Origin of the sequence: Shewanella sp. SG44-2, assembly GCF_014164215.1 — a bacterium.
Taxonomy (GTDB): domain Bacteria; phylum Pseudomonadota; class Gammaproteobacteria; order Enterobacterales; family Shewanellaceae; genus Shewanella; species Shewanella frigidimarina.
This window is the reverse complement of sequence record NZ_JACJEU010000018.1, coordinates 25,370-50,652: the sequence shown is the minus strand read 5'-3', so window position 1 is coordinate 50,652 and position 25,283 is coordinate 25,370. Positions and strand designations below refer to the sequence as shown.

The following is a 25,283-nucleotide window of genomic DNA, read 5'->3' as shown; positions in this document are numbered from 1 at the left end:
ATGAATTTTGAAAACTTACTCATTGAAGTTGGTACCGAAGAATTACCACCAAAAGCGCTGCGCACGTTAGCTGAATCATTTTTAACGAGCTTTACAGATGAATTAACTAAAGCTGATTTACCTTATGAATCTGCAGTTTGGTATGCCGCCCCTCGCCGCTTAGCGATTAATGTGTTGGGTCTAGCATTAGCACAAGCTGATAAAGTCGTTGAAAAACGCGGCCCCGCGGTTAGCTCAGCATTTGATGCTGACGGTAACCCAACTAAAGCAGCACAAGGCTGGGCTCGTGGTAACGGTATTACGGTTGAGCAAGCAGAGCGATTAGTCACCGATAAAGGTGAATGGTTAGTCCATCAAGCTAAAGTGGTTGGCGTTGAAACCAAAAGCTTAATAGCTGACATGGCACAGCGCGCACTCGATAAGTTACCAATCCCTAAGCCAATGCGTTGGGGTAACAACAAAACTCAGTTTATTCGCCCGGTTCACACCGTGACAATGTTATTAGGTAGCGAATTAGTTACTGGTGAGTTACTTGGTATTAAATCTGACCGCATTATTCGTGGCCACCGCTTTATGGGTAAAGCCAGCTTTGAGCTGGATCATGCTGACAATTATTTAGCCGCGCTAAAAGAGCAAGGTAAAGTTCTAGCAGATTATGAATTACGTAAATCGCTAATCAAAGCGGATGCTGAAGCAGCAGCAGCTAAATTAGGTGGTATTGCCGATATCCAAGATAGCCTACTTGAAGAAGTCGCTTCTCTAGTTGAATGGCCAATAGTGTTAACAGCAAGCTTTGAAGAAAAGTTTTTAAACGTACCTTCTGAAGCGTTGGTTTACACCATGAAAGGTGACCAAAAATACTTCCCAGTATTTGATAAAGCCGGCAAATTACTGCCTAACTTTATCTTTGTCACCAACATTGAATCTAAAGATCCACAACAGATTATTTCAGGTAACGAAAAAGTAGTTCGCCCACGTTTAGCGGATGCTGAGTTCTTCTTTAATACCGATAAAAAGAACACTCTTGAATCTCGTCTTGCCAGTTTAGAAACAGTTGTATTCCAAAAACAACTTGGTACGTTAAAAGCGCGTGTTGAACGTATTTCTGAGTTAGCAGGTTTCATTGCGACGCAAATGAACAACAACGGTGTTGAGACCAGCAATGTAGATGCTAGCCGTGCCGGTTTATTGTCTAAAACAGACCTAATGAGCAACATGGTAATGGAATTTACTGATACTCAAGGCACTATGGGCATGCATTACGCCCGCCTAGATGGCGAAACAGAAGCTGTTGCTATTGCACTTGAAGAACAGTACAAACCTAAATTTTCTGGTGATACAGTACCAACGGCTACAGTATCGTGTGCGGTTGCACTAGCTGAAAAGTTAGATACGCTAGTGGGTATTTTTGGCATTGGCCAAGCACCAAAAGGTGCAGCGGACCCATTTGCACTTCGCCGTGCGGCCATTGGTATTTTGCGCGTTATTGTAGAAAACAAACTGCCACTCGACTTAGTTGAGTTAATTGCTAAAGCACAAGCTTTGCATGCGCCCAATATTACTAACACCAATACAAGTGATGATGTGCTTGAATTCCTTCTCGCACGTTTCCGAGCTTGGTACCAAGATAAAGGCATTCAAGTTGATGTTATTTTAGCTGTACTGGCTCGTCGTCCAACAAAACCTGCTGATTTTGACAGTCGTGTTAAAGCTGTATCACATTTCCGTGGCTTAGAAGCTTCTACAGCGCTAGCAGCGGCAAATAAGCGTGTTTCTAATATATTGGCTAAAGTTGAAGGCGAATTACCCGCAACCATCAATTCAGCTCTATTAACAGAACCAGCAGAGAAAGCGTTAGCTGATAAGCTTGTACAGTTACAACCACAGTTAGCTCCACTGTTTGCTGATGGCAATTACCAACAAGCATTAACGCTATTGGCTGACTTACGCGAAAATGTCGATCAGTTCTTTGAAGATGTGATGGTAATGGCAGATGATGAAGCATTGAAAAATAACCGCTTAGCGTTATTAACCAATCTTCGTGAGCAGTTCTTGCACGTTGCAGACATTTCGTTGCTGCAATAATGTAAATTAGCTGCAGTTGAGATAAAAGCGCCGTAAGGCGCTTTTTTTATGACTTACTTTTTTATAGCTTAAGAGTATCAGCCACAACTTGGGGCTATAAAGGATTGAGACAGACCTTACCCGCATTGAAAACAATTTAAAACTGGATAAGCTTTTGATGTAATTCTATAAAATCTTCTTCACTACACTCTACCTGAGCTAACAATACCGCTAGTGCTGGTTGAGGCAATTTGTCGACTTGTAACAGCATTGAACATTCACTAATAATATTGGCTTTCCAAATAAGCAGTGTCATGCCATCAGTTGGTTTAATATTAGTATTGGCCAATAACGTTAACGGTGTTTCAAAGTGTTGTGAGAGTTGCCAACTGCGCGCTAACAATGCACTTAAGGTTAACGATTTTGTGGTCATCACCTGCTTAAAAAGTATTGAATTGGGTTGTTCTCCTGGTTCAGCTTGATAAAAAGCGTCCACCAGCATTTTAAAAATCGCAATTTTACCTACATCATGCAGTAAGCCTAATAGAAAAGCACTGTCTCGTTGCTCGTTGCTCGCTAACTCGCTAGCCAAAAAAGCCACTTGCATAGAATGACGCCAGATTTCAGCCCCAAAGCGTCTAAAGTAAATTGGCTTTATATCGATTAACTCACGGGCTAAACACGCGGTAATAAATTGCCTTAATTGTTGCCTGCCCACTTGTACTAACGCTTGTTGAATACTGCTAACATCGGTATCCGCTCGTTTAAAAGCGGGCGAGTTACATAACTTGAGCACTTCAACACACAACAAAGGGTCTTGCTCAATAAGTAGTATTAACTCTTGGGTTTCAATATTGTCGTCGCCAAGTTTTTTATCAAGCTCGAGTATTTTACTGGGAAGCTTTAATACGTTTTCTGCAATCGACTGCGGTGAGCTTAATGCCTGTTCAATATTTTGCATTACACTACGTTCAAGATTATTGGCAATACCTGTGGTCGTAGTGGATGGAGTTGCAAACAATAAACTATAAAATAAAGCCGATAGATCTAATTGTGATTCAACAGCTTGATGCTCCGTAACCTCAATTGCAGGTACAGGTGTCTGTGGTTTGGCTTGTTGACGTTTTTCTGCGGTGGTAATGCCAGTGAATTTAGCCTGTTCATTGCGGTCACGAACATTAAACAATTTTTTAAAGAAACCAATAACCACTATAAATAGCCTTATGAAGTGTTAAGTAAATACGATTATAACCATAGCACTAAAAACAAAAATGGGTGCCAAAGGCACCCATTTTTACACAAAACTTATGTTATACGTCTAAGTTGGCCACATTAAGCGCGTTAGTTTCAATAAACTCACGACGCGGCTCAACTTGGTCACCCATCAAACATGTGAATAGCTGATCAGCAGCTACCGCATCTTCAATAGTAACGCGTAACATACGACGTGATTCCGGATCCATTGTAGTTTCCCACAATTGTTCAGGGTTCATTTCGCCCAATCCTTTATAACGTTGTATGTACAGGCCGCGTTTCGCTTCACTAATAGTCCAATCTAATGCTTCTAAGAAGCTTTCAACTTCTTTAACACGCTCACCACGTTGTACATAACCACCTTCTTCAATCATACCCTCTAATGCCGCGCCTAACTTAGCGATACGCTGGTAATCAGATGAAGTGAAGAAGTCATAACCAAATAGATAGTTAGTATCGATACCGTGCTTACGGATTGTCACGCTAGGGGTGTAAACCTTGCGCTCAGGGTCAAGCATTACATTGGCAGTAAAAATAATACCGCTACTTTCACGTTCAACTAAATCTGCAATGAAGCCATTACACCATTCGGTCATTTGCGCTTCATCACTTAACACTGCGGCAGTCACTTCAGGGTGATACAACATACGGTCAAGTAGGTTGGTCGGGTAACGTTTTTCTAGGCGCTTAATAATGCGCTCAACTTCACGATACTGTGCCACTAAACGCTCTAATGGCTCACCAGACATACCAAAAGCACCTGGGCTTGGATAAATATTGGTACCATCAAGAGCTTGAGTGGTTAAATACTCAGTCAATGCTGGCTCATCTTTCAAATACTGTTCTTGCTTACCTTTTTTCACTTTGAAAAGTGGTGGTTGAGCAATATAAATATAGCCACGCTGGATCAATTCAGGCATTTGACGGAAGAAGAAGGTCAACAGCAAAGTACGAATGTGTGAGCCGTCGACGTCAGCATCGGTCATGATGATGATGTTGTGATAACGAGTCTTATCTGGATTATATTCATCGCGGCCAATGCCACAACCTAATGCAGTAATCAACGTTGCCACTTCCTGTGAAGATAACATCTTGTCAAAGCGCGCTTTTTCTACGTTTAAGATCTTACCTTTTAGCGGAAGAATCGCTTGGTTTTTACGGTTACGTCCCTGCTTGGCTGATCCACCAGCAGAGTCTCCTTCCACTATATATATTTCAGAAAGACCAGGATCTTTCTCTTGGCAGTCAGCTAGCTTACCTGGCAAACCACCTAAATCTAGCGCGCCTTTACGACGTGTCATTTCACGCGCTTTACGCGCCGCTTCACGAGCACGTGCTGCATCAACAATTTTACCAACAATTAATTTAGCATCGGCTGGATTTTCTAATAGGTAATCATTTAACTGCTCACCCATTGTTTGTTCAACCGCGCTTTTCACTTCACTAGACACAAGTTTGTCTTTAGTTTGCGAGCTAAACTTTGGATCAGGTACTTTTACTGAAATAACCGCGGTCAAGCCTTCACGCGCATCATCACCTGTGGCACTAGTCTTACCTTTTTTGTTAAACCCTTCACGTTCCATGTAGTTATTCAAGTTACGTGTTAATGCACCACGGAAACCGGCTAAGTGAGTACCACCGTCGCGTTGTGGGATGTTATTGGTAAAACAAAAAATATTCTCTTGATAACCATCGTTCCACTGCATAGCAACTTCAACGGTGATACCGTCTTCGCGTTCATGAGAAAAATGGAAAACATCTTTGTTAATCGGCGTTTTGTTACGGTTTAAGTAATCAACAAAAGCACTAATACCGCCTTCATACTTAAAGAACTCATCTTTACCGTCGCGCTCGTCAACTAAACGAATGCCTACACCAGAGTTCAAAAATGATAGTTCGCGTACGCGTTTGGCTAAAATTTCAAAATGAAATTCAACATCAGTAAACGTGTCACTACTTGGCCAGAAGCGGAGTTCGGTACCGGTTTTAACCGCATCACCAATTTCTTTGATAGGCGCATCGGGTACACCATGAGTATAAAACTGCTCATAGACTTTACCTGCTCTACGAATGGTTAACTGCAGTTTTTGCGATAACGCGTTAACTACAGATACACCCACACCGTGCAGACCACCAGAGACTTTATAAGAGTTATCATCAAACTTACCGCCAGCATGAAGTACGGTCATAATAACTTCAGCGGCAGAGATACCCTCTTCTTCATGTATCGAAACAGGAATACCACGACCATCGTCTTTTACTGAGACTGAACCATCTGAATGAATGCTAATGGTGATATCACTACAATGGCCTGCTAAAGCTTCATCGATAGAGTTATCGACCACTTCGAATACCATGTGATGAAGACCTGTGCCATCATCAGTATCACCAATGTACATACCAGGTCTCTTACGGACTGCATCAAGGCCTTTTAATACCTTGATACTCGAAGAATCGTAACTATTCTCTGACATATTTATCTCTCGTTGTTATTCAATAACCGTTACCAGCCCTTGTTCCACATGAAACATCCTGTTTGGAGGGCTAGATAACGAATCGACTATTGCTTGCGGATCGATCGCAGTGACAAAAATTTGTGCACCGGTTTCGGTTAACTGCTGTAGCAATAGCTGCCTATGCTGTGCATCCAACTCCGACGGTAAATCGTCGACTAGATAAATACTATTTTTATCTAGTTGTTGTTTGAGCAACTTTCCCTGTGCAATACGCAGTGCACAGACTAATAATTTTAATTGTCCACGGGACAACGCATCCTGCGCTGGCAAATTACCCACACGCAAACGTAAGTCTGCTTTGTGGGGGCCGCTGCCCGTATTTCCAGCGGCTAAATCTCTTGAGTATTGGTTTTCAAGTAATTGGGCAAAATCCGTTTTACTGTCCCATCCTCGAGTAAAAGAAACCTTAATATCAATCTGAGGTAAAAACACTCCGATTATACCCTTTAGTAGCACATTTAACGAGTCTACATATTGATTTCGTATATCGGTAACCTGTTCAGCATACCGCACCAACTCCTTATCCCAAAACTGTATTTGGTTATAGGAAGATTGATTTCTAAGCAATTGGTTTCGTTGCTTTAATACCTTTCTAGTATTCACCCAAGCTTGATAAAAATGTGGATCAGAATGAAATGCACCCCAATCGATAAATTGACGACGGGCTTTAGGTCCCTCGAACAATAAAGAAAAACTTTCGGGAGTAATAACTTGAATGGGTAATGTTTCGGCCAGGGTTGATAAACGCTTCACTTTCTCGCCATCAATTTTAACTTCGATTTCGCCACTTCGATGACGACGTAAGCCTATTTTACAATCTCTATCTGCATCTATTAAATGCGCAAATAAGGTCAGTTTATCATCATCATTATTGATCACACGTTGGGATAAATGGCTTCTAAACGAACGGCCCATACCCAAAAAATAAATAGCTTCAAGAATACTGGTTTTGCCACTGCCATTTTGACCGTAAATCAAATTTAAGCCATCACAAGGCTGTAATGAAGCAGAGGTAATATTACGAAATGAACCAATGTTAATGCGTGATAAACTCATGAAGACCTATTGTGATAACCCAATAAAACGCTAGAGACAAAGAAGGTGCTTTGCAGCACCTTTGATATAGCAATAACACAATAACGCATTACAGGCGCATTGGCATCACCACATACATAGAATCTTCTTCTTTGTGGTTCTCAATCAAGGCACTGGAATTACCATCAATTAAAGTAATTCGCACTTCATCACTGGCTAAGTTGTTTAATACATCAAGCAGGTAACTAACGTTAAAACCAATTTCTAGATTGTCAGAGTCATATTCAACATCAATAATCTCTTCTGCTTCTTCTTGCTCTGGATTATTGGCAGTAATTTTTAATAAACCAGTTTCAAGCTGAATACGTACTCCACGGAATTTTTCATTCGATAGGATAGAAGCACGAGTTAACGCTTGTTTTAGTTGATTGCGACTGGCGATAACCACTTTGTTGCCACCCTTAGGTAACACACGGCGGTAATCAGGGAAACGGCCATCAACAAGCTTACTGGTAAATACTGCAGAACTGGTAATCGCTCTAATGGCATTATCACCAATGGCAATGGTAATATCCTGATCGTCACTGTCGAGCAAGCGCGCCATTTCAACCACCCCTTTACGAGGCACAATCACTTGTTTTTCAGGTAATGAAACATCAAGCTTACGATGGCTTAAGGCTAAACGATGTCCGTCGGTAGCAATAGCACGTAATACATTGCCTTCCGTTTCAAATAACAAACCGTTGAGATAATAACGGACATCTTGGTTAGCCATTGAAAACTGAGTTGAATCAATAATCGACTTCAACACGCCTTGCTTTAAGCTAAATTCGATATCCGCTTGGAATTCTTCAACGTTGGGATAATCTTCAGCGGGTAATGTTGCCAATGAAAAACGGCTGCGACCTGAACGCAACAACCATTTATTATCTTGTTGTTCGACCTTTAATTCGCTCTGCTCTGGTAATGACTTAACAATATCCAGTAGCTTTTTAGCAGGAACCGTCGTACGACCGATATCAATGTCACCATGAATAGCCGCTTGGCCCACCAACTCAACCTCTAAATCAGTGCCCGTTAGCTTAAGTGATGACTCACTAACTTCAACTAATAAGTTGGCTAAAATAGGTAAGTTGTGTCTGCGTTCTACTGCGCCGCACACTAACTGCAACGGCTTTAATAGGGCGTCCCTATCAATTGAAAATTTCATCGTGTCTACATTCCCTGAATTAAGAAGACAAAGTTCTAATCAAGTTAGCATAATCTTCTTTAATATCATGACTTTCTTCGCGCAATTGGGCGATTTTACGACAAGCATGTAATACTGTCGTATGGTCACGACCTCCAAAAGCATCACCAATTTCCGGTAAACTTTGGTTAGTAAGTTCTTTAGATAGCGCCATTGCAACTTGTCTAGGCCTTGCCACACTGCGAGAACGGCGTTTAGACAGCATATCTGCCATTTTTATTTTGTAGTATTCAGCAACAGTCTTCTGAATATTATCTATAGTGACTAATTTTTCTTGTAGTGCCAAGAGATCTCTTAATGCTTCACGCACAAAGTCAATAGTAATTGGACGGCCAGTAAAGTTAGCATTAGCAATCACGCGGTTTAGTGCACCTTCTAATTCACGTACGTTTGAACGTAACCGCTTGGCAATAAAGAATGCCACTTCATCAGGTAGGTTTATTCCGCTCTCTTGTGCTTTGCGCATTAAAATCGCTACGCGGGTTTCTAATTCAGGTGGCTCAATAGCAACCGTTAAGCCCCAACCAAAGCGTGATTTTAAGCGATCCTCTACCCCGTCGATCTCTTTTGGATAACGGTCTGAGGTTAAAATAATTTGATGATTACCTTCTAACAATGCATTAAAAGTATGGAAAAACTCTTCTTGCGAACGATCTTTATTGGCAAAAAATTGAATGTCATCAATAAATAGCGCATCGACACTACGGTAATAACGTTTAAATTCTTCGATCGCGTTATTTTGCAGCGCTTTTACCATGTCCTGAACAAAACGTTCAGAATGCATATACACCACTTTGGCATTGGGATTATTTTTAATAATGCCATTACCGACCGCGTGTAAAAGGTGAGTTTTACCTAAACCAGTGCCGCCATATAAAAATAACGGATTATAAGCACCACCAGGATTTTCAGAAACTTGCAATGCAGCAGCTTTACCTAACTGGTTCGATTTACCTTCAACGAAGTTATCAAATTGGTAAGTAGGATTAATATTACTGCGGTGATTAGGGTTAATAATCGGTTCAGCCTGGGTATTAAAGGACGTGGTTCCTACCTGGGCTTTAGTTTGGCGATTAACAGGTTTAGCCGCTACAGGAGCTGGCGCAACCGGACGAGCAGAAGGACGGCTACCAATATCAAAACGTAACTTAGGTGCATTACTGCCCATTTGTTCAGTAAAAAATTGATTAATGATATTGATGTATTTATCGCGTACCCAATCCAGCACAAAACGATTTGGCGCATACAAAACCAAAGTATCACCATCCATTTCAGCCTGTAACGGACGGATCCACATACTGAACTGCTGTGCTGATAACTCGTCTTGCAGTCTGCCGATACATTGTTGCCAAAGTGAAACCGCCACTTATTTATCCCCAAATATCTTTAATCAAAGGAGGTGTATTCTATAGGGAGATCACAATGATCGCTATCCTTATAAAGAAGAATTATCCCCAGCGGGATCATTCTGTGTATATATCTGTGATCAGCGAAGATCAAAATCGATCCATTAATTGCAAAATTCAAGCAAATCCAGCTTTATTAACCGATCCACCTTGATCTATAATAGCATTTCTTTGATCTACTGAAACAACGAAAGATCCACAAGATATAGTGTCTGTACACAGACTTATCCACATCTTCTGGTGCTTAATCGATAGTAGCTTCAAATAAAGATTGGCAGAAATTTGTCATATAAGTACTTTCGTTATTGACGAGGCTACTTAAAGTGATTACAATTCGGCCTCTTTTTTGCCCTTACCTCTAATGTTGGAGATAAGGTAAATTCACTAACAAAGACGGATTGCCATCATGAGTAAACGTACTTTTCAACCTAGCAACCTGAAGCGCAAGCGTTCTCACGGCTTCCGCGCTCGTATGGCTACTGTAGGCGGCCGTAAGGTCCTTGCACGTCGTCGTGCGAAAGGTCGCGCTCGTTTATCTGCGTAAGTAGATAACTAGGTGACTAGCTATACCTTTTCGCGGGAGTTACGTTTGTTAACTCCCGCGCAATTTAAATCTGTATTCTCCAATCCAATCAAAGCATCCTCTGCTGAAATAACTCTGCTCGCAATTCCAAATTCAGAGCAACATCCTCGTTTAGGATTAACTGTGGCCAAACGTTTTGTTAAACGTGCAAACCAACGTAATCGTATTAAACGTGTGATAAGAGATAGTTTTCGTTTACATCAACACGACATCCCAGATATAGATATCGTTGTATTAGTCAGAAATGGCGTGATGGAAATGGAAAATGCAGAACTACACAAATTAATAGAAAAGCTATGGCGCAAACTCAGTCGCCGTTACAATGGCTAGCAACCACGGTTATCCGTGGTTACCAAATTATTATCAGCCCTTTATTGGGACCGCGTTGTCGGTTTAATCCAACTTGTTCTTATTATGCTATAGAAGCAATAAAAACACATGGAACAGTAAAAGGTAGTTGGTTTGCAATGAAACGCATATTAAAATGTCACCCTTTACATCCCGGCGGTAGTGATCCCGTCCCCCCTAAAAATGACAGGTGTAATAAATAGGCTATGGAATCTCAACGCAATATATTGCTAATCGGTCTGCTGTTTGTCAGCTTTTTAATGTGGCAACAATGGCAAACAGATAAAGCACCAAAACCAGCAACAGCACAAACTGTTACTCAAACTAACGCCGCCTCACAACACAGTGCTGACGTTCCAGAAGCAGATATCTCTGGGGTACCAGTAGAATTACCTGCAAATAAAAACCTTATTAGCGTTAAAACTGATCAGCTTGATATTAAAATCAGCCCGATCGGTGGTGACATAGTTTATGCCGCATTAGTGGAACATAAACGCGAAATCGACAGTAGTGATCCATTTGTCATTTTAGAGCAAAAGAACAATTTCACTTATATCGCCCAAAGCGGACTTATTGGTCGTGATGGTATTGATAGTAGTGCCAATGGTCGAGCAGCTTATAGTGTTCAAACCAATTCATATTCTTTAGCTGATGGTAAAGACACATTAACCGTGCCATTTACTTATACAGCAGACAACGGTGTCACCTACGTAAAAACCTTTACGTTCACTCGTGGTCAATATGATGTCGGCGTAGATTACAGCATCAGCAATACTTCAGCAGCACCGTTACAAGTGCAGATGTATGGTCAAATTAAGCAAACGATTAAAGAATCTGAAAGCAGCATGATGATGCCAACCTATCGTGGTGGTGCTTTCTCGGCTCAAGATACTCGTTATGAGAAATATAACTTTGACGATATGGCTGACAAAAATCTCGCTAAAGTAACACTCGGTGGTTGGGCAGCAATGCTACAACATTACTTTGTGTCAGCTTGGGTGCCGCCAGCAACAGATTCAAACACCATTTTTTCAAGTATGAGTGCTGGTGGAATGGCTAATATTGGTTTCCGTGGTGCGGTATATGATATTGCTCCTGGCGCGACTCAAGAAATTAGCTCGCAGTTTTATGTTGGTCCAAAAAACCAAAAAGAGCTTTCAGCTATTTCTGAAACCTTAAACTTGGTTGTTGATTACGGTTTCTTATGGTGGTTAGCCATTCCAATCCACTGGTTATTGATGTTCTATCAATCATTTGTGGGTAATTGGGGTGTAGCTATTATTTTGATCACCCTCACCGTTCGTGGAGGTCTATATCCGCTGACTAAAAAGCAATATACCTCTATGGCCAAAATGCGTAATCTGCAGCCTAAATTGACAGAGATGAAAGAACGCTTTGGTGATGACCGTCAAAAGATGGGTCAAGCTATGATGGAACTGTATAAGAAAGAAAAAGTAAACCCTATGGGCGGTTGCTTACCTATTCTGTTACAGATGCCAATTTTCATCGCATTATACTGGGTACTACTAGAAAGCTATGAATTACGCCACGCGCCATTCATGCTTTGGATTACTGACTTATCAGTTCAAGATCCATACTATGTATTGCCATTGTTAATGGGCTTATCAATGTTCTTGATGCAGAAAATGCAACCGGTAGCGCCAACAATGGATCCAATGCAAGTGAAAATGATGCAGTGGATGCCAGTTATCTTTACCGTATTCTTCTTATGGTTCCCAGCTGGTCTAGTACTTTACTGGTTAGTGGGTAACTTAGTTGCAATCACACAGCAGAAAATTATTTATGCTGGCCTTGAGAAAAATGGCATAAAATAAGCCTAAGCTCAATGTTGTATAACTGATTAAAAAGGCGGCTGATTAGCCGCCTTTTCCTTTATCCATTTTATAGGTAATACCGTGACAACAGACACTATTGTGGCACAAGCCACCGCCCCAGGAAGAGGTGGCGTAGGCATCATTCGTATTTCTGGTGATTTAGCCACTAATGTAGCAACAGCGATTATTGGCCATGTGCCTAAAACTCGTTACGCAGAATATTGTGACTTTAACAATGCTGACGGTCAGGTGATTGATCAAGGGATTGCGCTATTTTTTAAAGGACCAAATTCATTTACCGGCGAAGATGTCCTAGAACTGCAAGGTCATGGTGGTCAAATCGTGCTCGACATGCTAATTAAGCGTGTCATGGAAATAGACGGTATTCGCATTGCTAGACCAGGTGAGTTCAGCGAACAAGCCTTTATGAACGATAAACTCGACTTAACTCAAGCAGAAGCGATTGCTGACTTAATTGATGCTACCAGTGAACAAGCAGCAAAAAGTGCCTTGCAATCACTACAGGGTGAATTTTCAAAAGAAGTACACGAGCTTGTCGACCAAGTCACCAACCTGCGCTTATATGTAGAAGCAGCGATTGACTTCCCCGATGAGGAAGTCGACTTCCTATCCGACGGTAAAATTGCCAACGCGTTATATAAAATCATCAGTAAACTAGACACTGTACAAGCTAGCGCCAAGCAAGGTTCAATCATCCGCGAAGGAATGAAAGTTGTGATTGCCGGCCGCCCTAATGCCGGTAAATCAAGCTTACTTAATGCATTAGCCGGTAAGGAATCAGCCATTGTGACTGAAATTGCTGGAACGACTCGCGATGTACTTCGCGAACATATCCACTTAGACGGTATGCCACTGCACATTATCGATACGGCTGGGTTACGAGACACACTCGATACTGTTGAACAAATAGGTATCGAACGCGCATGGGCAGAAATAGCCAGTGCCGATAGAGTCTTGTTTATGGTCGATGGCACCACAACCGATGCTGTAAATCCTCACGAAATTTGGCCCGACTTTATCGACCGTTTACCTGCAAAACTAGGGGTAACGGTAGTACGAAATAAAGCAGATCTAACGGATGAAGCCTTAGATAAAACCGAAGAACAAGGCAGTTGTGTTTACCGGATATCAGCTAAAACAGGTTTAGGTGTTGATGAGTTAAAGCAGCATCTTAAATCATTAATGGGTTACCAAAGTAACTTAGAGGGGGGATTTATTGCCCGTCGCCGTCATTTAGAAGCGCTCGAGCTTGCCGCAAATCACTTACAACTGGGCAAAGAACAACTTGAAGTGTATTTAGCTGGAGAGTTACTAGCAGAAGAACTGCGCATGACACAAATGGCCTTATCTGAAATCACCGGTAAATTCACATCAGATGATCTATTGGGCAAGATTTTTGGCTCATTCTGTATTGGTAAATAGTGTATCGATAAATAGGTGTAAATTGATGAAACTCGCTAACCAAGTTGTGGTACTCGATTTTGAAACCACAGGACTATCACCAGATAACGGTGACCGAGCCATAGAAATTGGGGCGGTTAAGTTAGTTAATGGTCAAATAGTCGATACTTTTCAGGAATTGATTAATCCTGGTCGGCGAGTCAATAGCTTTATTGAGCAATACACTGGTATTAGTAACGATATGCTTAAACATGCCCCTGCGTCCAAACAAGTCATGGGGCAGTTTGCTAAGTTTATTGATGGTTTTAATTTGGTGGCACACAATGCCAGCTTTGATAAAAAGTTTCTCGATGCCGAGTTTAGCCATAGCAAACTGCATTACAGCGGTCAATTTGCTTGCTCGTTGTTATTATCAAGGCGGATAAGCCAAGATGCCCCCAATCATAAGCTTGGCACGCTTGTAAATCATCACCAATTACCTAACGATGGCGTGTTTCACCGGGCCTTGGCTGATGCCACCATGACCAGCCATTTATGGTTACATCAAATAGATCTATTACAACTACAGCTGCCCAAACAAGCTATTACCATTGATATTATCAATAAAATATCCAGCCTTCCAAAAGCTCAAATTGCACGTTATTTGCGAACTATGAGCTAGAGTATTGTTAACTTCCATCGTTAACATTGGTTCGAGAAAAACAGCATATAGTTACAACTCTTGCGATAACTTATCGACCAGCAATCTGACTTTGGGTGATAAATGGCGATTATGCGGATACAAAGCCCAAATACCTTCTTTAGGTTGTTGAAAAGGAGCAAGCAATACCACTAACTGCCCCTCTGCTATAGCATCATTGACGTAATATCCTGGTAACTGCACAATCCCCAAACCACATATAGCTGCATTCAATAAACTCAAACCACTGCTACAAGCTAAAGACCCATGCACTTTTACCGTCTTAGGTTTACCTTGCTCAACAAAATGCCAATGTGACTGACTGCCGATTAAACAATTATGCTGACTTAACTCCGATAACGCATAAGGCGTACCGTATTTAGCGATATAACTCGGGGCTGCGCACACATATTGGCTTCGACTCGTAAGCCGCTTTGCCATCATAGTAGAATTAGTTAACCGCCCTAACCTAATAGCCAAATCATAACCACCATCCACTAAGTCAAGTTGCTGATTAGTCAGCTCACAAATCACTTCAATATCAGGATATTGCTGCATAAAATCAATCACTATCGGCATGATAAACTTTTCACCGTAAGTCACTGGTGCAGTAATTCTAATAAGTCCTTGTGGCTTATCTTTTAAACTTGAAATAGCGCGTTCTGCTTCATCAAGACTGTTTAATACCTGGCGACAATGCTGATAATAGACCGTACCTTCTTCGGTTAACGATACTTTACGAGTGGTGCGATAAAATAATTTAGTGTTTAAACGGTTTTCAAGCTGACTAATTTGTCGACTCACTTGCGCGGTAGAAATACTCAAACGCTTGCCAGCCACAGTAAAACTGTCCGTTTCGGCCACCGCCACAAATTCAAAAATGCCTTCCCACTTCATCATTATTACATTCTCGTAAAAGTCATTTGCAAAATAAGCTAATTATCATTCTATGATAAACAAATACAATGGCTAAATACACTACACTGTAGTCATACCTCTTAACCATGTTGACCATGGTCGTTAATGTTAAGGAAATCATTTATGTCAGCACAATTTATTAAATCAAAAGCCGCTATTGCTTGGGGACCTGGCCAGCCACTATCGGTAGAAGAAGTCGACGTCATGTACCCAAAAGCAGGTGAAGTCATGGTACGTATTGTGGCATCTGGTGTTTGTCATACTGATGCTTTCACGCTTTCAGGTGATGATCCTGAAGGGGTATTCCCAGCGATTCTTGGTCATGAAGGTGGCGGTATTGTTCACATGGTAGGTGAAGGCGTTACTAGCGTACAAGTCGGCGATCATGTTATTCCGTTATACACAGCAGAATGTGGAGTATGTAAATTCTGTACTTCTGGTAAAACTAATCTTTGCAGTGCAGTACGTGAAACTCAAGGCAAAGGATTAATGCCAGACGGCACCACGCGTTTCTTTAAAGATGGTGAGCCAATTTTTCACTACATGGGCTGTTCAACATTTTCTGAGTACACCGTATTACCCGAAATATCATTAGCCAAAGTCAGTAAAGATGCGCCTTTAGAAGAAGTCTGTTTATTAGGTTGTGGTGTGACTACCGGCATGGGCGCTGTATTGAAAACAGCTAAAGTTCAAAAAGGTGATACTGTCGCTATTTTTGGTTTAGGCGGTATCGGTCTATCAGCAATTATTGGTGCCACCATGGCTGGCGCGAGCCGCATTATTGGTATTGACCTTAACGAGTCTAAATTCGAACTTGCCAAAAAATTAGGTGCAACCGATTGCATCAACCCTAAAAACTTTGATAAGCCTATTCAAGAAGTGATTGTAGAAATGACCGACGGTGGTGTCGATTTCTCATTTGAATGTATTGGTAACGTCAATGTAATGCGCAGTGCATTAGAATGCTGTCATAAAGGTTGGGGCGAGTCAGTCATTATTGGTGTAGCCGGTGCAGGCCAAGAAATATCAACCCGTCCATTTCAGTTAGTTACTGGTCGCGTATGGCGTGGTAGTGCATTTGGTGGTGTAAAAGGACGCAGTGAATTACCTGGTATTGTTGAGCAATACCTAGCTGGCGAATTTAAACTTGACCACTTTATTACTCACACCATGGGTATTGAAGGCATTAACGATGCATTTGATTTAATGCACAAAGGTGAAAGTATTCGCAGCGTGATCCACTTTGCCAAGTAACGCTTAATTTATCATGACAGACGCAGTTAAGCGTTAAACAACTTAACTGCGGTCTGACAAATAAGGACACATAATGACCATTGAAAGTATCAGCAGTACCAAAGCATTTGGTGGTTGGCATAAACAATACAGTCATCAATCAAGTGCGCTAAATTGCACCATGCGGTTTGCTATTTACTTACCACCACAAGCCGAAAGCCAAAAAGTACCGGTTTTATACTGGTTGTCAGGGCTTACGTGTACTGATGAAAACTTTATGCAAAAAGCAGGTGCACAGCGAATAGCAGCAGAGCTAGGCATGGCTATTGTCGCACCGGATACCAGCCCACGAGGTGAAAGTGTCGCAGATGATGCTGACGGCGCTTATGACTTTGGTTTAGGCGCAGGCTTTTATCTAAATGCCACTAAACCACCATTTAGTCAGCATTACCAAATGTATGATTACGTGGTAAACGAATTGCCTGCATTGATTGAAGCTCATTTTCCGGTAACAGAACAACGTAGTATTAGCGGTCACTCAATGGGTGGACATGGCGCGTTAACTATCGGATTAAAAAATCCTAATAAATATAAAAGCTTGTCTGCATTCAGTCCTATTTGTCATCCAATGGACAGCCCATGGGGCATCAAAGCATTCCGCGGTTACTTAGGTGATGACCAGCAACAATGGAAACAATACGATAGCTGCGAGTTAATGGCCAATAGCCAACAATTTGTGCCTGCGCTGGTGGACCAAGGCTGTAATGACAATTTTTTGAACGAGCAATTAAAGCCACAAGACTTAGTCAAAGTAGCAAAAGACAAAGGTTATCCGCTTGAGCTAAGAATGCAGCCTGGTTATGACCACAGCTATTATTTTATCGCGACATTTATTGAAGACCATCTGCGTTTTCATGCAAAGTATTTGTCATTAAGTTAGTTATCCAAGTAATACTGCAGTATTAACTCCATATCAACGAGCCTTATAAGGCTCGTTTTTTTATGCTGAAAACATTAAAAACTCATGTTAACCAATAAACAAAGCCTAAATAAAAGCACTTAAAAACGCCTAAAGCACAGTTGTTTACACAGTTATCCCCCTTTATAAACACAAATAAGCCAACATTAATCGCAATTGAACGAGTAAAATAGCCAAATACATCGCCCCACAGCGATCAAAACAGGTATGCAATAATGAAATATACAGATAATTTGGAGTCAAGATGGCAAAAGTAGCATTATTAGTAGGCACAACATTAGGCGGTTCAGAATATGTTGCCGATGAAATGGCGGCTCAACTTGCTGAGTTAAACCATCAAACAGAGGTCTTTATTGAGCCTAATATAGATGAATTAGCTGATTTTCCAGTGTGGATCCTTGTATGTTCTACTCATGGAGCAGGCGATCTTCCCGACAATATAGTTCCGTTTCATAAGCAATTAATGATCGAAATGCCCGATCTTAACCATATCAAGTTCGCTTTATGTGCAATTGGCGACTCTAGTTACGATACTTTCTGCCAAGGACCTGAAAAAATAACCTCACTACTTTTACAGAATGGATGTAACGCTATTGTGGATAAGATCCAAATAGACGTGCAACGAGATCCAATACCTGAAGAACCTGCTCTAGCGTGGTTATTGCAATGGCAGCATCTTATCTAAGCCTATATAGATCCGATCATATCCTGAATAAATCCTGATCAACTCACAGATTAGATCATACTTATCCACAATATATTACTTATTAGTATAAGTTTGTGGATAAGCTATTATTTTTAGCGATCATAACTCTGTACTATTCACAGTCCGATCTGCTCAATGATCACCCTTGTGGATAACTACCCGATCTATCCCCATGTTATCTTGAGTTTGATCTCGATCAGATCACAGGTTAATTTTGACTTTAATTATTGATTTTAAAAAGAAATAAAAGTTATCAACAGAAAAGTCCGATCCTAATAATAAACATAATAAAAAGATCTATATAAAGATCTTAAGATCTATTAAGCAAACCGCATCTTGATCAATCAGTGAAAAATGATCGTTCACGTTCAGACAAGCAAGTGCTAAAATGATCCAATCGAAAAAAGATTAAATTCGAATTTAACTTTCTTAGCTATCAAAGGTCAGATAATGCATTTTCATGAACGGTTTGATGTAATTGTTGTTGGTGGTGGTCATGCCGGAACTGAAGCAGCACTTGCAGCTGCAAGAATGGGCTCAAAAACATTATTGTTGACCCATAACATCGACACACTTGGCCAAATGTCTTGTAATCCTGCTATTGGCGGGATTGGTAAAGGCCATTTGGTAAAAGAAATTGATGCCTTAGGTGGTGCAATGGCAACTGCCACTGACTTTGCCGGTATTCAATTTAGAACATTAAATTCAAGCAAAGGCCCAGCTGTTCGTGCAACACGTGCACAAGCAGACAGAGCGCTATATCGTCAAAAAATCCAGCATATTTTACAAAACCAACCTAATTTACGTATTTTCCAACAGGCTGTTGATGACCTAGTTGTTGAAAACGATAAAGTTATTGGTGTAGTAACACAAATGGGTTTAGCTTTCGAAGCACCTGCAATTGTATTAACAACGGGTACATTCTTAAGCGGTAAAATCCATATTGGTATGCAAAATTACAGTGGTGGCCGTGCAGGCGATCCACCAGCAATTGCATTAGCGAATCGTTTACGTGAATTAAATATCCGTGTTGGCCGTTTAAAAACCGGTACACCTCCACGTATTGATGCTAATACCATTGATTTTACACAAATGACTGAGCAGAAAGGTGACACACCACTTCCAGTAATGTCATTTATTGGTGATGTTAGTCAGCATCCAAGACAGGTTTCATGTTTTATCACTCATACTAACGAGAAAACCCACGACATTATTCGTGGAGGACTAGATCGTAGCCCAATGTACTCAGGCGTTATAGAAGGGATCGGACCACGTTATTGCCCGTCAATCGAAGATAAAATCCATCGTTTTGCAGACAAATCGTCACATCAGATATTTATTGAACCTGAAGGACTAAGTACTAATGAAATTTATCCAAATGGTATCTCAACCAGTTTACCGTTTGATGTTCAATTAAATTTAGTCCGCTCAATTAAAGGCATGGAAAATGCCGAAATTATGCGTCCTGGCTATGCTATTGAATATGATTATTTTGATCCACGCGATCTTAAAAACTCATTAGAAACTAAAGCCATCGAAGGACTTTATTTCGCTGGTCAAATTAACGGTACTACTGGTTATGAAGAGGCCGGAGCTCAAGGTTTGCTTGCTGGAATGAATGCATCACTGCAAGTTCAAGGTAAAGCAGCTTGGTGTCCTCGTCGTGATGAAGCTTATTTAGGAGTTTTAGTTGACGATTTATCAACCTTAGGTACAAAAGAACCGTACCGCATGTTTACCAGCCGTGCGGAATACCGTTTATTACTTCGTGAAGATAATGCCGATTTACGTTTGACTGAAAAAGGCCGTGAATTAGGCTTAGTTGATGATAAGCGATGGGAATCATTTATTGCCAAAAGAGAATCGATCGAATTAGAACTTCAGCGCTTACGCAGTCAATGGGTCCACCCAAATTCTGCTTTATTAGGTGTACTTAATCCACAATTAAACACTCCTATTTCGCGTGAAGCATCATTTGAAGATTTGCTACGCCGTCCTGAAATGGATTATGCAAAGCTAATGTCATTAGAAGGTTTTGGTCCTGGACTTGAAGATCAACAAGCTGCTGAACAAGTGCAAATTCAAGTTAAGTACTCTGGTTATATTCAACGTCAGCAAGATGAAATTGATAAAGCGATCCGTCATGAAAATTCATTATTGCCCCTTGATCTGGATTATCAGGAAGTACCAGGCTTATCAAATGAAGTGATCGCAAAACTGAATAATCATAAACCTGACACTGTTGGACAAGCATCACGGATCTCAGGTATTACCCCTGCAGCTATCTCAATTTTGCTAGTACATTTGAAAAAACGAGGTTTATTGCGAAAAATCGCATAAATCTAGTTATTTTTACAACTCAATACCACAAGGGAAGCCATAAGGCTTCCCTTAGTGCTTTTACGGCTTCATAATAACTGCCGTCTTTATCATGCAACCTACGAGGCTTTCTGTGTTATCTGCCCAACTTAAAACCTATTTAGCTGAAATGAATATGTCGGCCACTGAATTACAACAAAAACAATTAATAGGTTTTGTTGAAATGCTTGATAAATGGAATAAGGCTTATAATCTCACCGCTGTTCGCGATCCTGAGCAAATGTTAATCCGTCATGTTATGGACAGTTTGACCGTTTCTCCTTATCTTGAAGGACAACGTTTTATCGATGTGGGAACTGGCCCCGGTTTACCAGGGATCCCATTAGCGATTATGAATCCAGATAAGCAGTTTGTATTGCTAGATAGTTTAGGTAAACGAATCCGTTTTCAAAAACAGGTTCAGTTTGAATTAAAAATCAATAATATTACTTCGGTAGAAAGTCGAGTTGAAGCTTATATCCCAGAGATTAAATTTGATGGTGTGTTAAGCCGAGCATTTGCATCAATTCAAGATATGCTCAGTTGGTGTCATCATTTACCGACCGAGAAAGGCACTTTTTATGCATTAAAAGGCCAGTTAAATCAGCAAGAATTACAAGAGATGCCAACAGGATTTTCGTTGGTAGAAACCATTGTATTGCATGTACCAATGTTAGATGAACAGCGACATTTATTAAAAATTGCTAAGCAATAACTCGCATTTCTTTCGCTAATTAAGCTAACCGGACATCAATAACTTTAAGACAGGATGACATTGTGGGTAAAATCATTGCCGTAGCCAACCAAAAAGGTGGCGTTGGAAAAACAACGACTTGCGTTAATTTAGCCGCATCACTTGCCGCCACAAAGCGTAAAGTGTTGTTGATCGATTTAGATCCTCAAGGTAATGCGACTATGGGCAGTGGTGTCGATAAATATGAAGTCGAAAACACCGCTTATGAATTATTAGTCGAAGAAAAACCCTTTGCCGAAATAGTGATTAAAAATACCATTGGTAAATATGATTTGATCGCGGGTAATGGTGATGTCACTGCTGCTGAAATTAAATTAATGGAATTTTATGCGCGTGAGATCCGTTTACGCAATGCATTAGCACCGATCAAAGATGATTATGACTTTATCTTTATCGACTGCCCGCCATCTCTCAATATGTTAACTGTAAATGCCATGTCTGCTGCTGATTCAGTGCTTGTGCCAATGCAATGTGAATATTATGCCCTAGAAGGTTTAACCGCGTTAATTGACACCATTACCAAGCTAGGCGCCATGGTTAACCCTACATTAAGTATAGAAGGCATTTTGCGGACTATGTATGATCCGCGTAATCGTTTATCTAATGATGTATCAGACCAACTCAAACAGCATTTTGGTGAGAAAGTGTATCGCACTGTCATACCGCGAAATGTTCGTTTAGCTGAAGCACCTAGTTTTGGTGCACCTGCCATGTATTACGACAAATCAAGTGCTGGAGCTAAAGCCTATTTAGCCCTAGCAGGTGAAATAATCCGTCGTGCAGAACAGCAAAATCAACCCAAACAAGCGTAGGATACAAAAATGACCTTAAAAAAACGCGGTTTAGGTAAAGGCTTGGATGCCTTGTTAAGCCACAGTAATACTGCTAGTCGTAAAAATGATCAAGCAGAAGAGCAGCAATCTGCATCGTTAAATGACTTACTTCACCTTGATCTTGATTTGTTGCAACCAGGTAAGTATCAACCACGTAAAGATATGTCGCCGGAAGCACTAGAAGAGCTAGCAGAATCAATTCGTGCTCAAGGTGTTATACAACCTATTGTTATACGTAAAATTTCTGCAACTAATTATGAAATTATTGCCGGTGAACGTCGTTGGCGTGCTGCTCAACTCGCTAAACTTGATAAAGTCCCGTGTATTGTAAAGCAAGTGGCTGATGACGCTGCAGTCGCTATCGCGCTAATTGAGAATATTCAGCGAGAAGATTTAAATGCAATGGAAGAAGCCATTGCCTTACAGCGATTATTAGAAGAATTTGAATTAACACATCAACAAGTGGCTGATGCTGTTGGTAAATCTCGTGTTAGTGTGTCTAATTTATTGCGTTTAAATAGCCTTAATGAACCTGTTAAACGTTTGTTAGAAAACGGTGATATCGACATGGGCCATGCCCGTGCTTTATTGGCGGTAGAAGGCGATGAACAGACAAATTTAGCTCGATTAGTAGCCTCAAAAGAAATGACTGTTCGAGAAACTGAACGATTAGTTAATAAAGCCCTAAATCCGGCTAAAGACGCCGAAACACCAGCTAAAGATCATGATGTTAGTCGTTTAGAACAAGAGTTAATTGAAAGACTCGGTGCCAAGGTTGCTATCAATCATGGTAGTAAAGGTAAAGGCAAAATTGTAATAAATTACCAGAATCTCGCTGAATTAGACGGAATTTTAAGTAAAATTCGCTAAAATGTGGAACAAACCAATTTCATTAGTAAGTTTGTGACATAGGTCTAATTTTAGTTTTTGATTATTTAGCGCTGAATCGTGCGTAAAATCGTTGTTTTACTATCATCAAAGTTGCAAACAAAGCGCGAAAAGGTATACTTTGCAGGCTTTTTGAATCTTAAGGCTAGTTTAATATATTAAATTTAACATTAGGATCGCGAAAGGCAATAATGCGGAGATATGAAGTTGGGTAATGTTTTAGCGCGTCGTGGCAGGTTAGCAGCCTATAAATTAGTGCTGGTACAAGCGGCAGTCGCGAGTATTATTTCAACACTATTTTTCGTTATGTGGGGAGCACAGTATGGCCTATCTGCTCTTGCAGGTGGCGTAATTGCTGTACTTCCTAATTTTGTATTCGCAACCCTAGCTTTCTCACATAGTGGGGCAAGCTCTGCAGCAAAAGTGATTAAAAGCTTTTACTGGGGGGAAGCGGTAAAGATGCTATTAACCATTGCATTATTTTCGTTAGTGTTTATCAATCTAAAAGTTGGATTTATGCCGCTTTTTACCTGTTACTCATTAGTGTTAGTTGTACATTGGATAGCACCTTTATATTTCAAGCAAAGTTAAGTGGGATGAATCATGTCTGCAACTGGTGAAGAAATGACACAGCAGAGCTATATCCAACATCATCTTACCAATTTAACCGTTGGTGAAGGATTTTGGACTTGGAACATTGATTCGTTGCTCTTTTCGGTTGGGCTTGGAATGTTGTTCTTATGGCTGTTTTACCGTGCCGGCAAAAAAGCGACCACAGGCGTTCCTGGCAAATTTCAATGTTTTGTCGAGATCATTGTTGAGTTCGTTGATAGCAGTGTGAAAGAAACTTTTCACGGCCGCAATCCTGTTATTGCGCCTTTAGCTCTGACAATTTTCGTCTGGATTTTCATGATGAACTTCATGGATATGATCCCAGTCGATTGGTTACCTTCATTGGCTTTATTAGCTGGTGTTCCATACCTAAAAGTTGTTCCGACTACAGACGTTAACATTACCTTCAGCTTAGCTCTTGGTGTGTTTGTGCTGATTATTTATTACAGCATTAAAGTCAAAGGTGTTTCAGGTTTTGTTAAAGAACTAACATTTCAGCCTTTTAACCATTGGGCAATGATACCCGTCAACTTATTATTAGAAACAGTAACTCTAGTTGCGAAGCCGATTTCATTGGCTCTTCGACTATTTGGTAACTTGTACGCTGGTGAGTTGATATTTATCCTTATTGCATTGATGTACGGTTCTAACGTGGCGTTATCTGCTCTAGGTGTAGGATTACAACTAGGTTGGTTAATTTTCCATATTTTAGTTATTACTTTACAAGCATTTATTTTCATGATGTTGACCATTGTTTATTTAAGCATGGCGCATGAAGATCATTAAGGGTAACCGAAAATTTTTTTGACCTAAATCATTAATAACAACGATTTAGAATATTGGAGATAGATATGGAAACTGTATTAGGAATGACGGCTATTGCTGTTGCTCTACTCATTGGTATGGGTGCATTAGGAACAGCTATTGGTTTCGGCCTTTTAGGTGGGAAGTTTTTAGAAGGTGCAGCTCGTCAGCCAGAAATGGCGCCTATGTTACAAGTTAAAATGTTCATCGTAGCGGGTCTTTTAGATGCCGTAACTATGATTGGTGTAGGTATTGCGCTATTTATGCTATTTACTAACCCATTGGGTGCAATGCTTTAACTAACGCTTCTGTCTTTAATCTAACTAGGAGGCTGTTGTGAATTTCAACGCTACCCTATTCGGTCAGACGGTTGCCTTTATTCTCTTCGTGTGGTTTTGCATGAAGTTTGTATGGCCTCCGTTGATGAATGCCATCGAAGAACGCCAGAAGAAAATTGCTGATGGTCTGGCTGATGCCGGCCGTGCAGCAAAAGATCTAGAGTTAGCACAAATTAAAGCTACTGAGCAACTTAAAGAAGCAAAAGTAACTGCCAACGAAATTATTGAGCAAGCTAATAAGCGTAAGGCTCAAATCGTTGAAGAAGCTAAAGTTGAAGCACAAACTGAGCGCGCTAAAATTATCGCTCAGGGTCAAGCAGAAATTGAAAACGAACGTAATCGCGTGAAAGATGATTTGCGTAAGCAAGTTGCTCTACTAGCTATCGCTGGTGCAGAGAAAATTCTTGAACGTACGATTGATCCAGAAGCCCACAGTGACATTGTTAATAAACTTGTTGCTGAAATTTGA

24 protein-coding genes are annotated in these 25,283 nt (G+C 40.7%); 18 read left to right on the top strand and 6 right to left on the bottom strand.

The window, feature by feature from the left end:
- Positions 1–2,085, top strand: a complete 2,085-nt coding sequence (glyS, locus tag H5181_RS13735) for a glycine--tRNA ligase subunit beta (protein WP_182751305.1) — start codon at positions 1–3, stop codon at positions 2,083–2,085.
- A 136-nt stretch (positions 2,086–2,221) separates the two neighbouring features.
- Here the strand turns inward: glyS and H5181_RS13730 are convergent, their stop codons facing one another.
- The 5 genes from H5181_RS13730 to dnaA all read right to left on the bottom strand — a co-directional run bounded on the left by H5181_RS13730 (position 2,222) and on the right by dnaA (position 9,484).
- Positions 2,222–3,274 carry an HDOD domain-containing protein gene (locus H5181_RS13730; RefSeq protein WP_123882253.1) on the bottom strand — a complete coding sequence of 351 codons (1,053 nt, stop codon included), beginning with the start codon at positions 3,272–3,274 and terminating at the stop codon, positions 2,222–2,224.
- A gap of 100 nt (positions 3,275–3,374) precedes the next feature.
- Positions 3,375–5,792: a DNA topoisomerase (ATP-hydrolyzing) subunit B gene (gyrB, locus tag H5181_RS13725; protein ID WP_011635496.1), complete on the bottom strand. Its 2,418-nt coding sequence runs from the start codon at positions 5,790–5,792 to the stop codon at positions 3,375–3,377.
- Between the two features lie 15 nt (positions 5,793–5,807).
- Positions 5,808–6,890 (bottom strand): DNA replication/repair protein RecF, encoded by a 1,083-nt coding sequence (gene recF, locus H5181_RS13720; protein ID WP_123882256.1) that lies wholly within the window; start codon positions 6,888–6,890, stop codon positions 5,808–5,810.
- 88 nt (positions 6,891–6,978) lie between these two features.
- On the bottom strand, positions 6,979–8,079 hold the full coding sequence (gene dnaN / locus H5181_RS13715) for a DNA polymerase III subunit beta (protein ID WP_182751304.1): 1,101 nt from the start codon (positions 8,077–8,079) through the stop codon (positions 6,979–6,981).
- A 19-nt stretch (positions 8,080–8,098) separates the two neighbouring features.
- Positions 8,099–9,484 (bottom strand): chromosomal replication initiator protein DnaA, encoded by a 1,386-nt coding sequence (dnaA, locus tag H5181_RS13710; protein ID WP_011635493.1) that lies wholly within the window; start codon positions 9,482–9,484, stop codon positions 8,099–8,101.
- Positions 9,485–9,930: 446 nt separating this feature from the next.
- On the opposite strand from dnaA, the gene rpmH reads away from it, so the two are divergent.
- From rpmH to H5181_RS13680, 6 genes are all read left to right on the top strand, one after another.
- The gene (gene rpmH, locus H5181_RS13705; RefSeq protein WP_006083827.1) at positions 9,931–10,068 is read left to right on the top strand and encodes a 50S ribosomal protein L34; all 138 of its coding nucleotides are present in this window, start codon (positions 9,931–9,933) and stop codon (positions 10,066–10,068) included.
- Positions 10,069–10,080: 12 nt separating this feature from the next.
- Positions 10,081–10,437, top strand: coding sequence for a ribonuclease P protein component (rnpA, locus tag H5181_RS13700; protein WP_011639470.1), 357 nt, complete (start codon positions 10,081–10,083; stop codon positions 10,435–10,437).
- Positions 10,404–10,658, top strand: a complete 255-nt coding sequence (gene yidD / locus H5181_RS13695; protein WP_182751303.1) for a membrane protein insertion efficiency factor YidD — start codon at positions 10,404–10,406, stop codon at positions 10,656–10,658. Before rnpA ends, yidD begins: the two co-directional genes overlap by 34 nt.
- Positions 10,659–10,661: 3 nt before the next feature.
- Entirely contained in the window at positions 10,662–12,290 is a 1,629-nt protein-coding gene (yidC, locus tag H5181_RS13690; RefSeq protein WP_102036188.1) for a membrane protein insertase YidC, read from the top strand.
- An 81-nt stretch (positions 12,291–12,371) separates the two neighbouring features.
- Positions 12,372–13,733, top strand: coding sequence for a tRNA uridine-5-carboxymethylaminomethyl(34) synthesis GTPase MnmE (mnmE, locus tag H5181_RS13685; RefSeq protein ID WP_182751302.1), 1,362 nt, complete (start codon positions 12,372–12,374; stop codon positions 13,731–13,733).
- Positions 13,734–13,758: 25 nt separating this feature from the next.
- Positions 13,759–14,373, top strand: a complete 615-nt coding sequence (locus tag H5181_RS13680; RefSeq protein ID WP_059746111.1) for a PolC-type DNA polymerase III — start codon at positions 13,759–13,761, stop codon at positions 14,371–14,373.
- 51 nt (positions 14,374–14,424) lie between these two features.
- Here H5181_RS13680 and H5181_RS13675 read toward each other — a convergent pair whose 3' ends face one another.
- Positions 14,425–15,291 carry a LysR substrate-binding domain-containing protein gene (locus H5181_RS13675; protein ID WP_059746112.1) on the bottom strand — a complete coding sequence of 289 codons (867 nt, stop codon included), beginning with the start codon at positions 15,289–15,291 and terminating at the stop codon, positions 14,425–14,427.
- 141 nt (positions 15,292–15,432) lie between these two features.
- On the opposite strand from H5181_RS13675, the gene H5181_RS13670 reads away from it, so the two are divergent.
- The 11 genes from H5181_RS13670 (at position 15,433) to atpF (ending at position 25,283) form a co-directional block, all read left to right on the top strand.
- Positions 15,433–16,563, top strand: a complete 1,131-nt coding sequence (locus tag H5181_RS13670) for an S-(hydroxymethyl)glutathione dehydrogenase/class III alcohol dehydrogenase (RefSeq protein ID WP_011639464.1) — start codon at positions 15,433–15,435, stop codon at positions 16,561–16,563.
- Positions 16,564–16,636: 73 nt separating this feature from the next.
- A complete protein-coding gene (gene fghA / locus H5181_RS13665) occupies positions 16,637–17,482 on the top strand; it encodes an S-formylglutathione hydrolase (RefSeq protein ID WP_182751301.1) in 846 nt (281 codons plus the stop codon).
- A 283-nt stretch (positions 17,483–17,765) separates the two neighbouring features.
- Positions 17,766–18,206, top strand: coding sequence for an FMN-binding protein MioC (gene mioC, locus H5181_RS13660; RefSeq protein WP_182751300.1), 441 nt, complete (start codon positions 17,766–17,768; stop codon positions 18,204–18,206).
- A 471-nt stretch (positions 18,207–18,677) separates the two neighbouring features.
- On the top strand, positions 18,678–20,567 hold the full coding sequence (gene mnmG / locus H5181_RS13655) for a tRNA uridine-5-carboxymethylaminomethyl(34) synthesis enzyme MnmG (protein ID WP_182751299.1): 1,890 nt from the start codon (positions 18,678–18,680) through the stop codon (positions 20,565–20,567).
- Between the two features lie 112 nt (positions 20,568–20,679).
- Complete coding sequence (gene rsmG, locus H5181_RS13650) at positions 20,680–21,300, top strand: 16S rRNA (guanine(527)-N(7))-methyltransferase RsmG (protein WP_041413262.1); 621 nt, start codon at positions 20,680–20,682, stop codon at positions 21,298–21,300.
- A 62-nt stretch (positions 21,301–21,362) separates the two neighbouring features.
- Entirely contained in the window at positions 21,363–22,151 is a 789-nt protein-coding gene (locus H5181_RS13645) for a ParA family protein (RefSeq protein ID WP_182751298.1), read from the top strand.
- Positions 22,152–22,160: 9 nt separating this feature from the next.
- Positions 22,161–23,042: a ParB/RepB/Spo0J family partition protein gene (locus tag H5181_RS13640; RefSeq protein WP_011639458.1), complete on the top strand. Its 882-nt coding sequence runs from the start codon at positions 22,161–22,163 to the stop codon at positions 23,040–23,042.
- A 225-nt stretch (positions 23,043–23,267) separates the two neighbouring features.
- Positions 23,268–23,651, top strand: coding sequence for an ATP synthase subunit I (locus H5181_RS13635; protein WP_086019818.1), 384 nt, complete (start codon positions 23,268–23,270; stop codon positions 23,649–23,651).
- 12 nt (positions 23,652–23,663) lie between these two features.
- Positions 23,664–24,458: a F0F1 ATP synthase subunit A gene (atpB, locus tag H5181_RS13630; RefSeq protein WP_011639456.1), complete on the top strand. Its 795-nt coding sequence runs from the start codon at positions 23,664–23,666 to the stop codon at positions 24,456–24,458.
- Between the two features lie 65 nt (positions 24,459–24,523).
- The gene (atpE, locus tag H5181_RS13625; RefSeq protein WP_011639455.1) at positions 24,524–24,775 is read left to right on the top strand and encodes a F0F1 ATP synthase subunit C; all 252 of its coding nucleotides are present in this window, start codon (positions 24,524–24,526) and stop codon (positions 24,773–24,775) included.
- A 37-nt stretch (positions 24,776–24,812) separates the two neighbouring features.
- On the top strand, positions 24,813–25,283 hold the full coding sequence (atpF, locus tag H5181_RS13620) for a F0F1 ATP synthase subunit B (protein ID WP_011639454.1): 471 nt from the start codon (positions 24,813–24,815) through the stop codon (positions 25,281–25,283).